Genomic DNA, 14,426 nt, shown 5'->3' with positions numbered 1-14,426 from the left:
TCTTTCATAACACATTTACTTCTCAGTTTCTTCACTCTTTTGCCGATATAGAAAAGAATGACATTTTAGATATGAAAGAGAAGGAGAAAAATATATGGCACTTTTTCGTAAAACAACATCCAATCACTTCGTCGCCACTACCGGCTTTCCTGAAATCCAGACAATCGCTAAACCAGCCGACTCAAGCTTGAATGGTCGCACTCACTACATGGGATACACGACCTCTCAAGTAAAACGACTGCAAGGTATGGCTCCACTCGTCGAGTCAGTACTTGACGATGTACTTGAAAACGTACTCGACCACTTAATGCTGCAACCGGAAATGGTACAGATTGCGAACGCATCATCCACAAGAGAACGATTAAAAAAGGTATTCGCCGATTATTTCCGCAGCCTACTAACAGGGAACATCGATGATAAATTCTTGGCAATGCGGAAACGAATGGGACAGACGCACCACCACTTCGCCGTGCCTGTCGTCTGGTTCTTGGCGACGTACTCGGCATTTAATACGTTGCTCATCCCAAAAGTGGTTGAAACGTATCAACACGATCCTGCCCTCTTAAGTGAGTCCCTCTTAGCGTTGTCACACGCGATGAATTTAGACGCACAAATCGTCACCGAACAATACGTCAACGCCCGCCTCGATGAAATCGAGTCTGCGAATCAAGCTCGTGCGTCCCTGTTGAGTGACGTGACACGTGTCAGCACAGAAGTGGCGACTACGATGGAACAAACCGGACACGCCATGTCTGAAACGAGCAATCGTGCTCACCAAGTCCTTGCGGAAACGGAGCAAACGGAAAAAATGAGTCGTCATTTGATGAAGTTGACGCACACGAACGGAAATCAAATCGAACAGATGGAAGTAGAGTTCAAACAGTCGGCCACCTACGTCGATACTTCGCTCGATCGAATTACCGCCCTAAAAGAAGGTTCACAGGATATTGTCAGCATGACCAAGAGCATCGAACAAATTGCTAACCAAACGAACTTACTCGCCTTAAACGCTTCGATTGAAGCGGCTCGCGCAGGAGAACACGGAAAAGGGTTCGCCGTCGTCGCCACCGAGGTACGCACACTTGCGGAGAACGCAAAACAACTGAGCAGTCAAATCAACGCGCTCATTCATGAAAATGAGACGAACATCGCGGCCCTCCTCGAGCAAATGGGGCAAATGCATCGGACGAACGATGAAGCGATGCGCCAACTAAGCACCGTCAAAGCTGGTTTTTCGACCGTTCAAGAAGAAATGGGCCAATACGTTCTTTCTTTCGAACGAAACAAACAAGATCTCGGACAGATGGTCGAGACCATTTCATCGATCAACGAGACGACGCAAGGGTTATCTCACTTGACCTCTTCCCTTCTATCCACCTCTGAGATGCAGTAAACAAACAAGGCACGGTCCGCGGACCGTGCCTTCATGTATTATTGGACAACTGGTTCTGGTATCTCGATGGCCTTCAGCGAGCGATCGAGCAATTCGACGACATCGAACGTGCCGACGGTCTCATCGACTTCCTTCGCTTTTGTTCCATCAGATAACATCGTCAAACAGTACGGACATGCCGAACCGATAACAGTCGGTTTCGTCTCAAGCAACTGTTCTGTCCGAGCCACGTTGACACGTGTCCCGACTTTTTCTTCCTGCCACATGAGACCACCACCGGCTCCACAACACATACCGTTTTCACGGTTACGTGTCGCTTCGACGAGTTCGACACCCGGTATGCGTTCTAGGACGAATCGTGGTGCATCGTAAATGCCGTTATAACGACCAAGGTAACAAGAGTCGTGATAGACGACACGTTCGTTCACGTGAAGGTCTGGCTGAATCCGACCTGTGTCAAGTAACTCCGCGAGCAACTCCGTATGATGATACACCTTCACATCAGTCAAACCGAAGTCCGGATACTCATTTTTGAACGTATTGTACGCGTGCGGGTCGACCGTGACGATTTTCGTCACCCCATACTTCTCAAATAGTTTAATGTTCGCTTCGGCGAGTTCTTGGAACAGCAACTCGTTTCCGATTCGACGTGGTGTATCCCCTGAGTTTTTCTCTTCATTTCCGAGAATGGCGAATGAGACGCCCGCCTTGTTCAAGACGCTCGCAAAGCTCTGCGCGACTTTTTGGCTACGGCTATCGTAAGACCCCATCGCGCCGACCCAGAAGAGATACTCGAATTCCTCGCCTGCTTTTTTCTTCTCTTTCGCCGTCGGGATGACGAGCTCTGTATCCTTACGCCAGTTCTCGCGTTCTTTCCGGTTCATTCCCCACGGGTTTCCTTGACGCTCGATATTGGCGACCGTACGCTGTGCCTCAGGGTCCATCTTCCCTTCCATCATGACGAGGTAACGACGAAGGTCAATGATTTTATCGACGTGTTCGTTCATGACCGGACACTGGTCTTCACAGTTACGGCAAGTCGTACAAGCCCAAATTTCTTCTTCCGTGATGACGTTGCCGATCAACTCGTCTGCGACGAGCATATGACCGTCTTGCGCAGCTGCTGCGATTTCAGCACCTTGCGTGTTTTGGAACATGAGGGCAGGTGCCCACGGTGATTTTCTCGTGACCGCCGCGCCTTTCATATTCATATGGTCACGAAGTTTGACGATTAAGTCCATCGGCGACAACATCTTCCCAGTTCCTGTTGCCGGACAAACATTCGTACAACGCCCGCACTCGACACAGGCATACAAGTCGACGAGCTGCTTCTGGTTGAAGTCTTCAATCTTGTTGACCCCGAAGACAATCTCTTCATCCGACTCTTCCGCTTCTTCCATCGCTGAAAAATCAACAGGTGCCAAGCGACCGACTTTGTGCGTGCGACCGAGCCATACGTTGAGCGTTCCGGCAATCAAGTGTGCGTGTTTTCCTTGTGGGATGTAGACCATGAAGCTGAGCAAGAATAAAAGGTGCATCCACCAAAAGACGACGAATAAGGCGAAAGCGACAGAGCCCGGTACCCAAGCAAACGCTGAGCCGATGAGCGTCGCGACCGGTTCGCCCCACATTGGAAGCTCTTCTTTATAGACGAGGTAAAACCCGTTCCCGAACAATACGGAAACCATCAACCCGCCGATGAAGATGAGGGCAAGACCTGCTAAAAAGTTTCGTTTCAAGCGCACGAGTTTCTCGACATAACGACGGTAGAATCCCCAAACGACCGCAACGAGAATCATGAGCATGACGATTTCTTGCATGAACGTAAAGATTGGATAAAGCGGACCGAGCGGGATATGCGGGAAACGTGTTCCCACCGCTAGTCCTTTCCAAATAAAATCAATCGCCCCGAATTGGACGAGGATGAAGCCATAAAACATCATGACGTGAATTGCGCCACTCTTCTTATCTTTCAACAATTTCTTTTGACCGAACACGTTGATCATGACCTGTTCGAGTCGTTCTTTGTTCGTTTGGCTCCATTCTGCCTTCTTCCCGAGCTTGATGAACGTATAACGCTGATGAACTAGCGTAGCAAATAAATATACACCATAGCCGAGGACGAGCAAGAATAGAATCCAGTTGACGATTAAAAATGTAGACATCCCCAAAACTCCCCCTTTTGAAAACGGATTCAATCTTGAATTCAGTATATCAAATGATGAATGAACAGTCATTCATTTTTGTGAAGTTCTCATCAGAAGTTTAGAAGATGTTTCAATATGAGCAATAATCCCCCATAGCTGCACACGGCCAATACGAACGTGCGGAAGTGCAAATTTCGGTCGGATGGCAGTTCAAACTTCACGATATTGAGAATCATTGCCCCGGCCACGAAGGCAAAACAGAGCGCTTCGACGTGCGCCGCCAAGTCAATCGAGCGTGAAAAGAACCCACCAAGTAAAATCCCACCACTCAACAAATAGCGTCCTTGTCGCATGTAACGTTCACCATAATGACGATTTAAGTCATGCCCGAGCGCTAAAAAGTGGACACCGAGCGCTGTCGCATAGAAACTTCTCGCAACGAACGTCACCGAGTCGGCTGTCACCACGTACGCCGAGAAGGTCATATAGGCCGTGAGGAGTGTCACCTGTAACCAATACGAAACGGCCCGGTCGACCGCCTCATCTTGAAAGTGAGGGGTACGAACGAACCGCATGGTGCCGTAAAACAACGTGAAACCGATGAGACTGACGATGTAGATTTCTGAAGGTAACGCCAAATTCAACCAATCGACACGAAGCGTGTCCTGGCGTTTGTTCAGGGACGGCAAAAGATACATGAAGAAGTACGTGATGGCGATGCCGCTCGAGAAAGAGAACCATTTTTTCGAAGGAACGGTCTCTTCCCGGAACAAATAGATGCCGAAGAAGTTAATCAGCGCCAAATAGATGATGATCCAGTTCGCCATCTCGTCCTCACCCTTTCAAGTCAATCCAAAACCGCTCGACGATTGTCCCGTCTTCTTCCGTATACGGTGTGTCCGCGATGCCACCATTGTTTAAAATGACTTGACGGGAAGCGATATTTGTCCGGTTACACGTGATGAGTGCCCGCTCGATTCCAAGTTCTTTCACTTTCTCAAGCGCAAGTTGCAGTTGGATTGTGGCGAGTCCACGCCCGCGTGCGCTCGGTTTCACCCCATACCCGACATGCCCGCCAATCTTCAAGAGCGATTCGTTCAGCTCATGACGAATGTTCGTCGCGCCAAGAAGCTCCTCCCCGTCCGTGAGCCAATACGTTGTGCTCGGGACCCAACCTTTCTCTATATGTTCACGTAACTCTTTCTGACGTAACGTGTTGACATATGCCTCGAAGTCGGTCGTTTCACGGTCCACTGAAGTCGGGACGATTCGCTCATCACGTTCGTACCATTCTTGTAAAAATGCGAGAATCTGTTCTTTTTGTTCGACAGATGTTTTGATTAGTCTTAACATCACATTTCCCCCTTTAACCATTTCCATTCGCGTTCTCTGTTTGATTTCCTTGTTCCTTCATCTTAGAGAAGATACCTTCGAAATAAAATGGACGTTCTCGTCGAAGTGTGTCCCCTTTCAGGCATGAAAAAAAGTGCCATCCTGTTCAGATGACACTTTTGACATGCTTACTCTTCGAGTCCGAGCCGTTGTGGCATATGTGGCGCGAGTTGTCTCGCTTCTTCCAACCGACCTGCTTCGACGAGCGTATGGAAATGTAAAAACTGTTCATGCGATGCATCACTGATGGCTGCCAAATAATCGACGTACCGATCGTAGACCGCTTTGTCTTCTGACCGCGCCTCAATAAGTGCGATGTACAGGCGAACGGTGTCTTCCCCGTAAAGGAGCGGGAACTCATCGTTCAGTTGAAGCAATTTATCGATTGAATCGACATCGACTCCGTTTTCTTGGTCATAATGCATGATGACTTGCTCAGCATGGTCTTCAAGGCGACCGCGCCACTCTTCATACTCTTCTTCATTCGTTTCGAGCATCTCGAACCAGTCTTCGTTCAACATCTCTTCAATCTTGTTTACGCGTTCTGTAAAGTTCATCAGTCTTCTCCTCCTTCAAATGTCCACGTGACATGTACTTCATATATGCCAACATCTTCTTCATTCATGGACAACTCATATACGAACATACATGATTCTTCCGAGACATCGAGGCGCGATGTCGTCGTCGCCATCGTCATCGACATATAGGCATTCTTATATAAGCTTTGCGTGAAGCGACCTTCGATGAAGGAGTGGTTCATCTCAATCGGTCCCTTACAAATCAGCGCCAATCGTTCCGGCGTGTACTTGATTGTCGTCGGGACCGCCCCGTCCTCTTGTTGTTGGTCAAACATTAAAATAAAGCCAGTCTTCAATGGATAGTATAAACCGTCTGCCGAGAGCTCGATTGACTCTGGCATGTCACTCATCCGTGTTGTTTGCTGGACACGCACGCGAAGTGGTTCAATCGCCATGCTCATCCCCCTTTCCGTCAACTCATCGTACCATATGTGGTAGGAGTCGTTCTATCGACGGTGCTTCGTTTTCACATAGACGAGATGGTCTACCCACTCATCATTCTCAAAAATAAATCCCTCTCTCGTGCACTCGTACGACATGCCGACACGCTCTACGAGACGAACGGATGCCTCATTGTCGAGATTGATGTGTGCCTCGATCCGTTGAAAATTTAAGTCGTCAAAGGCGATGCGCATCGCTAAATCGACCGCCTCTGTGCCATATCCGTTTTGCCAATGTTGGTTATGGATGGTATACCCGACCCGACCCCAATGAAATCCATCTCGCGCCAATGTCGAGAAATCCACCATGCCGAGATGTATCCCATCTTCAAGCCGGAAAATCCCAAAGACATGCGCACGGTCTTCATGTGCGAGTAATTGGTGTGTGTCGACTAGCTGACCGAACCAAACGGACGTACAGTCGCTCATGTCTAATTTCCCGGGATCGTACACGTGTTGCGAAATACGACGATTTGTAAATCCACTTAACCACGCGTCATAATCTTGTTTCTCTAACGGTCGTACGATGATTCGATTCGTTTTTCGTTGATGAGTAAATCGGTTCAATCTCTCAGGTCCCCTTCCTATTGCTTTTATACAGTCAGAAAAACTTCTTCCAATTCCCTTCCGAAATCACATCGACCTTCCCATCCTTCACGCGAATCGCCGTCTCGTCGTCAATCGCATAGGCCGGTGCCTGTAGCGCTTCCGCCCAATCTGCTGCATGACGTGACGTGTTCCCCGGTAACATGTCATGGTCGAGATGTGGAAAGATCGAGAAGTCGACAAACCCTAACGTCTCATCGCTCTGCTCATCGGATGCGCGCCATCCGACAAACTCCTCGCCGATTCGTGGCGTCATCACCATACTCCCCGCACTCAATCCGACGTAGACACCTTTCCAGGACGGGAGCAGCGAGGCTACCTCGGACTGTTTCATCCAATGGTAGAGAAAGAGCGGATCGCCCCCATTCACCAATAATACGTCTGCCTTATCAAACGCCGGTCTCCACACCGACTCATCGATACTCGGGAGTGCGCTCAGTTCGAGCACCCCAACCGACTTCCAGCCCAACTCACACATCGGCGTCGAGAAATCTCCGTTGAAAAAGTTCCATGCGTGTTTCGTTCCCCCGTTCAACGCATAAATGGCTGTTGGGATACAGAGTGCATTACACTCTTCAATCGGCTTGTCTAATAACTCGAGAAGTGCTCGTTTGATGCTTTCGTTCTTAATACCTGCTGACGTTAATAACAGTTTCATTTACGTTTCCTCCTTCTCATCTCCCTATAAGGAGTTCGCATGAGTCGCCGTTATCCCCTTTTTCCAACAAAAAAGGCCGTAGACGAATTTTCGTCCACGACCTTGAAGTTCTGAAACATTAGCTAATTTTATACACGCGACCTTCGAACGGTTTCAAGTGAAGGAGCGATGATTCCGCATCGCCTTCAACCGGCATGTTGCTCAAGACGACATCTTGCGCACGAAGTGTCTGATCCATATCAAACATCGTCTCTTTCGCCGTCAAGTTCGTGACGACGAGGTACTGCGTGTCACCGAGCGTACGCGTATACGCATAGACTTCCGGGTGTTCCGGCAAGACGACATCATACGCCCCGTAAACAAACGTCTCATTATCTTTACGAAGTTGAATCATTTCTTTATAAAAGTTAAAGATTGAGTCCTCATCTTCAAGCTGTGATTCGACGTTGATATCCGTATAGTTCGGGTTGATGCCGACCCATGGCTGCTCTGCGAACGTGAATCCGGCGTTCGGGGCATCACTCCACTGCATCGGTGTACGCGTGTTGTCGCGTGACGAGTTCCACGTGATGCGCATCATCTCGTCATGACTCTTCCCTTGCTCGACACCGATATAGTAGCGGTTGCGTGTCGCGATGTCATCATATTGATCGATCGAATCGAATTTGACGTTCGTCATCCCGATCTCTTGACCTTGATAGATAAACGGCGTCCCTTGCATGAGGAAGTACATCATCGCAATCGACTTCGCGCTTTCTTTCCAGTAACGCTCATCGTCTCCCCATTTCGAGACCGTACGCGTCTGGTCATGGTTTTCGACGTAAAGGGCGTTCCATCCATCGGCCTCAAGTCCTTTTTGCCATTTCGTCAACACGTTCTTCAAGTGAACGACATCGAGTTTCGAATCGGCATCTTCACTCCAAAGGTCCATGTGTTCGAATTGGAAGACCATGTTCATCTTCCCTTCCTTTTCACCGACCCATAGATGGGCATCGTCAGGTGAGACGCCGTTCGCTTCACCGACCGTCATGATGTCATGTTTATTGAACGTCTCGTCACGAAGCTCTTCTAAATAGTCGTGAATTCCGTCCACATTCATGTGCATCTCGAACGACGGTACAAAGTCGAGGTCGTTCGGGTTTGGCAAGTCGGCGAACGTCGGGTTCTTGCGAATATGGCTGATTGCATCGACACGGAATCCGTCGATCCCTTTTTCGAGCCACCAGTTGATCATATCGTATACCGCTGTACGCATCTCAGGATTTTCCCAATTGAGGTCCGGCTGTTTCTTCGAGAAGACATGCAAGTAGTATTGCTCCGTCGTTTCATCGAATTCCCAAGCCGAGCCACCAAAGATCGATTCCCAGTTATTCGGCTTCGACCCGTCCGGTTTTCCGTCGCGCCAGATATACCAGTCGCGCTTCGGATTGTCTTTTGAGCTCTTCGATTCAATGAACCAAGGGTGCTCATCCGACGTATGGTTGACGACGAGGTCGAGCAACAGCTTCATACCGCGCTGATGCACTTCGTCCAATAAGCGGTCGAAGTCTTCCATCGTACCGAACTCGTCCATGATATCTTGATAGTCACTAATGTCATAACCGTTATCATCGTTTGGCGATTTATACATCGGGCAAATCCAGATAACATCAATACCGAGGTCTTTCAAATAGTCGAGCTTATCAATGATTCCTTGAATGTCTCCAATTCCGTCCCCATTCGCGTCATAAAAGCTACGAGGATAAATTTGATAGGCGACGGCTTCTTTCCACCAGTTGCGTTTAAGCGTTTGTGTTTGTTGTTCTCGTTGTAAAAGTTGCATGTGATCTAGATACTCCTTATCCCAAAACTCACTGCTCATCATTTATACTTATCTTATTCGTGCTGTGAACTTTATATCATTAGCGCAATCGTTTGCACGATGCAATAAATTTATCTTACCAAAAAACATTCGATGATACAAAGATGTTTCATCAGCATACTCAACGTGTACCCTACACGATTTTGAAAAGAAATGAAAGCGAGGTGCTTCATCATGTTTCGATTTGCCACAATGGAGGATTTTTCAGCAGTCGATCAATTGATTTTAAAGAAAGCAAAAGAGTTCCAAGTATCCGGAAAGTCGCAATGGGTCAAATATTTAGAGCCGAGTCGTTCCGACTATGTCCGTCACGATTTGACAAACGGGACGGTGTTTGTCTACGAACGAGATCAGCAAGTCGTCGGTGCCGTCAGCCTGATTCCTCCGACTGACTGGGACCATAATCTATGGGACGACCCGGACGGTGCCGTCTACTTGCATCGACTCGTCACGGACTCGAGTGCAAAAGGTGAACGCATCGGGGAACGTTTGATGCAGCATGCCTTAGCAAACACGTCTTCGACCATTCGATTGGACTGTGTTGCCGATAACGCCTTCTTAAATAACTACTATCCTCGGTTCGGTTTCCACTATATCGGCGAACGAAATGGATTCTCACTGTTTGAAAAAAAGGCTTGACCTTGACGTGACGTCAACCTTTACGCTTTGACTAAGGAGGTGAAGGGATGTATTCGATTCAACAACTTGCGTCACTCGCTGGAACGACAACGCGAACGCTTCGACATTATGACGCAATCGGTCTTCTCATTGCGAACCGTGACGCCAACGGCTATCGGCGTTATTCTTCGCGCGATGCGGAACGGTTGCAACTCATCTTACTCTATCGCACGCTCGATGTTCCTCTCGATCAAATCGGAGAATTGCTTGATTCAACGACGTTCAACCGGATTGATGTGTTGAGTGGACATATCGAGGCGTTGCGACAGAAAGCAGCCTATTTCGCTCAGCTTGCCGAGACGGTAGAAGCGACCCTCACCTCACTCAAAGGAGGGATTCCAATGGATGACAAGTCATTATTTGATGGATTATCTTATGAGGAGATTCAAGCTCACGAGGCGAAACATCAAGAGGAAGTGCAGGAACGTTGGGGAGAGACTTCAGCTTACAAGACAGCACAAGAACGTGCGCAGAAGCGATCGAAAGCGGACTGGGAACGCATCAATCAAATGCAACTCGATTTGATTGCGCCACTCGTTGATTTATTTCGTTCACAAATCGCAATCGATGACGACCGAGTTCAATCGATTGTGAAAGACAATCATCTGTTCATCGACACACACTTTTACGACTGTTCACTCGATATGTTCAGTGGACTCGGACAGATGTATGTGACGGATGAACGATTCACCGCATTTTATGATCGCTTCGAGCCGGGGCTCGCTGCGTATTATAACGAGGCCATCCAATACTATTGTATCGCTAACAGTTAAGTCCAAGCCTCAGGCTTGGACTTTTTTTCGTCGCTCGGTGTCTTCTTGCGGTCCTATTTGAAGATGTTTTTGTAACATCGGGAGACTCGTCGCCAAATAAATATAAGGGAAGGTCGAGAAGTTGTCCGTTCCACCTGTATAGATTACTTCACTCGTTAGTGGGGTCCATCCTTTCTTCGTCCACTGGCAAAGTCGAACTTCTTTTCTCGATGTGTGGTTATGGAATCCCCAATATGCTTCTCGTTGTCCCACTGCCATCGATGGGGTGATGGTTAAGATGGGACAGTTCATTTCTTGTAACAATCGTTCGTTCATTTCCGCAACTTCGTACATGATGATGACGTCCGGTTGCAGGTGTCGAATCGTATGTTCCGCTTTTTTATCTTGTAAGGAAACGACACGCGTCATACGCTGTTCCGGAATCGAATCGTCACAGAAAGCATACCGCGACTGCAACTCCGCGATTCGTTCTCGACTGAACCGCCGCATTATGGGAGTCAGGAAGGAAATGTACGATTGTGTCAGAAGTTCTTTCCACGTGTTGACATGAGTCGGTGTCGGACCATCTTCCATGATCACATGTGTGACGCCTAAGTCCCGTATCGCTTGATAGACAAGTGTTGAACTCCAGTGGTCGCCCGTGCAGAGTACAACTCGCATTTTCTCATCTCCCTCCACTTTGGTTTGCGGTTTGACGCATCTCTCGGACCGCCACATCAAATGAACCAAACATTTGTTGAATGTCTTTTAATGTCGGACGATTGCCCTTTTCTTTTTGCCACACTTCATAACCCCATGGTGAGAGAGCGGTCAAATGTTCATCTGCCTCGTGTAGCGCTTCCATCATTTGCTTCTCCGTGAACAGCTCTCGCGTTGAGATGCCAATCTCGTCTAACGCTTGGGACCAAGACCCGAAACGCCTCACCACTTTCGTGATACTCGGACGTTGGTTCTGCTTGGCCCATTTGGCATAAGCGGTCGACGTCAATGGATGAAGCTCTTCATTGGCATCAAGTAACGATTGGATGATTTCACATTTTTGATCGAACGAGATGATACTCTTCAAATTCGCCTCAATCAGTGCCACTTTCCACGATCCGAACTGAATGACGACCTCTGTCAACGTCGGTGCATCATTGGTCATGGCCCACTTTCGATAATCGGCACTATTGAATGAATCATGCTCTTTCGCCGCTTCACGAAGCATTTGAATCATTTCCTTCTTTGTGAACCGTGGCGTTTGCTGTTCCAACCCAGCCAAACGCAGTACATTCGACCATGATCCGTACATTTCCAATAATTCCACCACGGTTGCCCCGCCGTGAATCTTTTGCCATTTCTGATACATGTAGATGGTGAGGCGACCGTCCGAAGAAGCCTCTTGTAAGTGATCAATCAGTTGTTGCTTTCCCATGTCGCCTCCCCCTTACGTGATTGACGTATCGGTTCATCCCACTTCACGGCTACTAATTTGTGCGAACAGGTGAAGTTGACGACTTAAAATTTTCGTTTCGTCAAATTTTTCTTCGACCACTTCGCGACCACGTTGCCCGAATGAATAACACTGTTCAGGATGTTCAATGAACCAACGCATCGCCAAGGTCAGTGCCTCAGGTCGACCGACCGGAACGAGAAATCCGGTTTCCCCATCCGTGACTTCTTCTCGACAGCCACGGATATCGGTAGCGATGACAGGTAATCCGGACGCCATGGCTTCAAGAATAGAGCGTGGCAATCCTTCACGATAAGAGGGAAGTAAAAAGACGTCGTGTGCTGCAAATAAAGAGGGGGTATCCCGAACGAATCCGGCGTAATGAATCTGTGGATTTTGGGCTAAATGCGCCTCGACTTGTTTCGCCGTCTCTTGATCACGTTCACTCGTCATCAACTCTCCAGCAATCGTCAACGTCGCGTTCGGATAGCGTTTCGTCAGTTCATCGAACGCCTGAAGTAAATCTAGGATTCCTTTTTCTTGAACGAGCCTTCCGACAAACAAGAACTTTAAATGTTCTGGGGAAATGTGTTTCTCTGTCGGATAAAATCGATTTAAATCAATCCCGTTTCCGAGATGCATCAATCGTTCGTCCTCTTTGAAATGTCTTGTTTTAGCGAGTGAGTAATCTTCCTCGCTTTGGAGCAACAACCAATCGGTCGCTAATGCCGCGAGTGATTTCTCTAACCAGAAGACGAGTTCGTATGCGATTCGACCCATTCGTTCGTGGAAGTAAAATCCATGTGCGGTATAGAGAATATGTGGTGTCCTGGCAATGCGGGCCGCAACTCTTCCTAACGCTGCGGCCACCGGGGTGTGGACGTGAATGGCATCATATTTTTCGCGGCGCAATAACCTCACCAACTCTTGAATGGTCTGTAGATTACGCTTCGGGCTAAACTTTCGATCGATTGGCAACGTATGAATGACCCATCCTTCGTCCCGAAGACGATCCGTCCGATCACCGTAAGCACACGCGACGTCGACTTCGTGTCCTTCCGCCTTCAGCGACTCAATGAGAGGACGTAGCAACACATCCGCTGTCATATCGACAGCGCAGAACTGGAGAATCTTTAAAGGCGCCATAAGTGCACCTCCTCCGGCTTCATCGCGCGATCGAGCATGCCTTTCAAGTCAATGACGATGCCACGACCTAACTTCAGCTGGCGTTTCGCAATCGTCCAACCCTCTTGAACGAATTCATCGTGAGACACGGCATAGATGACGACATCCGCTGGTTTTAAGTCACAGTATGATTTGACATCGATTCCATACTCTCGTCGTACCTCTTCCGGATCGACGAGCGGGTCACACACTTGCACTTCTAAGCCGAACTCCTCGACCTCTCGAATCAAGGAAGCCACTTTCGAATTTCGGATATCACTGACGTTCTCTTTGAAGGACATCCCGAGGACCGTTACGCGCGATCCGAGAATGGCCATGTTTTGACTAATCATCGTTTTTATCAATGATGTGGCGACGAAACGTCCCATCGTCTCGTTGATTCGACGACCTGCTAAAATCACTTCCGGATGATAACCGAGCATTTCAGACTTCATCGTCAAATAGAATGGGTCGACGCCGATACAATGTCCACCGACTAGACCTGGTCGGAAGTTTAGGAAGTTCCATTTCGTCCCGGCAGCCTCTAACACCTCGAGCGTATCGATGTTCATGCGATCGAAGATGATGGCCAATTCATTCATCAACGCGATGTTCAAATCTCGCTGTGTATTCTCGATCACTTTGGCCGCCTCAGCCACTTTAATTGAGGAAGCACGATGAACGCCGGCATCGACTACCGTCTCATAAACAGCCGCTACCACATCGAGTGTTTCTTCATCCTCGGCAGCTACGACTTTTTTGATTGTGCGGAATGTATGCTCACGGTCGCCTGGATTAATTCGTTCTGGAGAGTAGCCGACTTTAAAATCAATCCCGGCCCGGAGACCCGATGTTTTTTCAAGTAATGGGATACACTCTTCCTCTGTCAGTCCCGGATAGACCGTAGATTCGTATACGACAATCGTGCCCGGTCGCAAATGCGCTCCAACAGCACGAGTCGCGCTACAAATCGGTCCTAGATCTGGTTGATTTTGATCATTGATGGGTGTCGGCACAGCCACGATAATGAAATCCGCCTCTTCAAGTTTGGCGACATCCGTCGTATATAAGACCGCTGCTTGCTCAAGGTCTACTGATTCAACTTCTCGCGTGCTGTCGAGATGAAGGGTAAGCTCATTGATACGCGTTTCATTGATGTCTACTCCGATGACGTCTCCTACGCCACCTAGCGCAACAGCGACAGGGAGTCCGACATATCCTAATCCGACTACAGCTACGTGACGATTGGCAATGGTTTTTCGTGTTGTACGTGATTCTGAGATGAGTTTATCCATGTCCATCTG

Annotated in this window: 15 protein-coding genes; 3 read left to right on the top strand and 12 right to left on the bottom strand. The window is 48.4% G+C overall.

What is annotated here, in order from left to right:
* The first annotated feature begins 94 nt into the window (after positions 1-94).
* The gene (locus IRJ25_RS01170; RefSeq protein WP_196431283.1) at positions 95-1,393 is read left to right on the top strand and encodes a globin-coupled sensor protein; all 1,299 of its coding nucleotides are present in this window, start codon (positions 95-97) and stop codon (positions 1,391-1,393) included.
* Between the two features lie 38 nt (positions 1,394-1,431).
* Here the strand turns inward: IRJ25_RS01170 and IRJ25_RS01165 are convergent, their stop codons facing one another.
* The 8 genes from IRJ25_RS01165 to IRJ25_RS01130 form a co-directional block, all read right to left on the bottom strand.
* Positions 1,432-3,558, bottom strand: a complete 2,127-nt coding sequence (locus IRJ25_RS01165) for a (Fe-S)-binding protein (RefSeq protein ID WP_159562996.1) — start codon at positions 3,556-3,558, stop codon at positions 1,432-1,434.
* A gap of 92 nt (positions 3,559-3,650) precedes the next feature.
* Entirely contained in the window at positions 3,651-4,367 is a 717-nt protein-coding gene (locus IRJ25_RS01160) for a hypothetical protein (protein WP_214815432.1), read from the bottom strand.
* 7 nt (positions 4,368-4,374) lie between these two features.
* Positions 4,375-4,893 (bottom strand): GNAT family N-acetyltransferase, encoded by a 519-nt coding sequence (locus IRJ25_RS01155; protein WP_214685434.1) that lies wholly within the window; start codon positions 4,891-4,893, stop codon positions 4,375-4,377.
* A 167-nt stretch (positions 4,894-5,060) separates the two neighbouring features.
* The gene (locus IRJ25_RS01150; protein WP_214685432.1) at positions 5,061-5,489 is read right to left on the bottom strand and encodes a hypothetical protein; all 429 of its coding nucleotides are present in this window, start codon (positions 5,487-5,489) and stop codon (positions 5,061-5,063) included.
* A complete protein-coding gene (locus IRJ25_RS01145; RefSeq protein WP_269317589.1) occupies positions 5,489-5,905 on the bottom strand; it encodes a DUF1934 domain-containing protein in 417 nt (138 codons plus the stop codon). Before IRJ25_RS01145 ends, IRJ25_RS01150 begins: the two co-directional genes overlap by 1 nt.
* Before the next feature lie 51 nt (positions 5,906-5,956).
* Positions 5,957-6,517: a GNAT family N-acetyltransferase gene (locus tag IRJ25_RS01140; protein WP_269317588.1), complete on the bottom strand. Its 561-nt coding sequence runs from the start codon at positions 6,515-6,517 to the stop codon at positions 5,957-5,959.
* Positions 6,518-6,551: 34 nt separating this feature from the next.
* Positions 6,552-7,214, bottom strand: a complete 663-nt coding sequence (locus IRJ25_RS01135; protein ID WP_214730222.1) for a Type 1 glutamine amidotransferase-like domain-containing protein — start codon at positions 7,212-7,214, stop codon at positions 6,552-6,554.
* Between the two features lie 118 nt (positions 7,215-7,332).
* Positions 7,333-9,036: a glycoside hydrolase family 13 protein gene (locus IRJ25_RS01130; RefSeq protein WP_159563002.1), complete on the bottom strand. Its 1,704-nt coding sequence runs from the start codon at positions 9,034-9,036 to the stop codon at positions 7,333-7,335.
* Between the two features lie 213 nt (positions 9,037-9,249).
* Between IRJ25_RS01130 and IRJ25_RS01125 the strand changes: the two genes are divergently transcribed.
* Both IRJ25_RS01125 and IRJ25_RS01120 read left to right on the top strand, forming a co-directional pair.
* Positions 9,250-9,714, top strand: a complete 465-nt coding sequence (locus IRJ25_RS01125; protein WP_269317587.1) for a GNAT family N-acetyltransferase — start codon at positions 9,250-9,252, stop codon at positions 9,712-9,714.
* Between the two features lie 47 nt (positions 9,715-9,761).
* The gene (locus tag IRJ25_RS01120) at positions 9,762-10,526 is read left to right on the top strand and encodes a MerR family transcriptional regulator (protein WP_269317586.1); all 765 of its coding nucleotides are present in this window, start codon (positions 9,762-9,764) and stop codon (positions 10,524-10,526) included.
* A 9-nt stretch (positions 10,527-10,535) separates the two neighbouring features.
* On the opposite strand, the gene IRJ25_RS01115 is transcribed toward IRJ25_RS01120, so the two are convergent.
* The 4 genes from IRJ25_RS01115 to IRJ25_RS01100 are packed head-to-tail and all read right to left on the bottom strand — an operon-like array spanning position 10,536 to position 14,417.
* Entirely contained in the window at positions 10,536-11,186 is a 651-nt protein-coding gene (locus IRJ25_RS01115; protein WP_078147698.1) for a hypothetical protein, read from the bottom strand.
* A 4-nt stretch (positions 11,187-11,190) separates the two neighbouring features.
* Positions 11,191-11,940 carry a hypothetical protein gene (locus tag IRJ25_RS01110; RefSeq protein ID WP_269317585.1) on the bottom strand — a complete coding sequence of 250 codons (750 nt, stop codon included), beginning with the start codon at positions 11,938-11,940 and terminating at the stop codon, positions 11,191-11,193.
* A gap of 33 nt (positions 11,941-11,973) precedes the next feature.
* On the bottom strand, positions 11,974-13,104 hold the full coding sequence (locus IRJ25_RS01105) for a glycosyltransferase family 4 protein (RefSeq protein ID WP_012727419.1): 1,131 nt from the start codon (positions 13,102-13,104) through the stop codon (positions 11,974-11,976).
* The gene (locus IRJ25_RS01100) at positions 13,092-14,417 is read right to left on the bottom strand and encodes a nucleotide sugar dehydrogenase (RefSeq protein ID WP_196431291.1); all 1,326 of its coding nucleotides are present in this window, start codon (positions 14,415-14,417) and stop codon (positions 13,092-13,094) included. The genes IRJ25_RS01105 and IRJ25_RS01100 overlap by 13 nt, the downstream gene beginning before the upstream one ends.
* Positions 14,418-14,426: the final 9 nt, after the last annotated feature.

This window comes from Exiguobacterium sp. KJ 601 (assembly GCF_027161185.1).
In the GTDB taxonomy this organism is placed as follows: Bacteria; Bacillota; Bacilli; order Exiguobacteriales; family Exiguobacteriaceae; genus Exiguobacterium; species Exiguobacterium profundum.
This window is presented reverse-complemented; position numbering and strand designations above follow the sequence as displayed.

Bases quoted from the DNA above. Each gene is read 5' to 3' on its own strand.
- IRJ25_RS01150 (WP_214685432.1), bottom strand. From the start codon at position 5,489: ATGAACTTTACAGAACGCGTAAACAAGATTGAAGAGATGTTGAACGAA.
- IRJ25_RS01145 (WP_269317589.1), bottom strand. From the start codon at position 5,905: ATGGCGATTGAACCACTTCGCGTGCGTGTCCAGCAAACAACACGGATG.
- IRJ25_RS01125 (WP_269317587.1), top strand. From the start codon at position 9,250: ATGTTTCGATTTGCCACAATGGAGGATTTTTCAGCAGTCGATCAATTG.
- IRJ25_RS01155 (WP_214685434.1), bottom strand. From the start codon at position 4,893: ATGTTAAGACTAATCAAAACATCTGTCGAACAAAAAGAACAGATTCTC.
- IRJ25_RS01130 (WP_159563002.1), bottom strand. From the start codon at position 9,036: ATGCAACTTTTACAACGAGAACAACAAACACAAACGCTTAAACGCAAC.
- IRJ25_RS01100 (WP_196431291.1), bottom strand. From the start codon at position 14,417: ATGGATAAACTCATCTCAGAATCACGTACAACACGAAAAACCATTGCC.
- IRJ25_RS01115 (WP_078147698.1), bottom strand. From the start codon at position 11,186: ATGCGAGTTGTACTCTGCACGGGCGACCACTGGAGTTCAACACTTGTC.
- IRJ25_RS01135 (WP_214730222.1), bottom strand. From the start codon at position 7,214: ATGAAACTGTTATTAACGTCAGCAGGTATTAAGAACGAAAGCATCAAA.
- IRJ25_RS01120 (WP_269317586.1), top strand. From the start codon at position 9,762: ATGTATTCGATTCAACAACTTGCGTCACTCGCTGGAACGACAACGCGA.
- IRJ25_RS01110 (WP_269317585.1), bottom strand. From the start codon at position 11,940: ATGGGAAAGCAACAACTGATTGATCACTTACAAGAGGCTTCTTCGGAC.
- IRJ25_RS01160 (WP_214815432.1), bottom strand. From the start codon at position 4,367: ATGGCGAACTGGATCATCATCTATTTGGCGCTGATTAACTTCTTCGGC.
- IRJ25_RS01170 (WP_196431283.1), top strand. From the start codon at position 95: ATGGCACTTTTTCGTAAAACAACATCCAATCACTTCGTCGCCACTACC.
- IRJ25_RS01165 (WP_159562996.1), bottom strand. From the start codon at position 3,558: ATGTCTACATTTTTAATCGTCAACTGGATTCTATTCTTGCTCGTCCTC.
- IRJ25_RS01105 (WP_012727419.1), bottom strand. From the start codon at position 13,104: ATGGCGCCTTTAAAGATTCTCCAGTTCTGCGCTGTCGATATGACAGCG.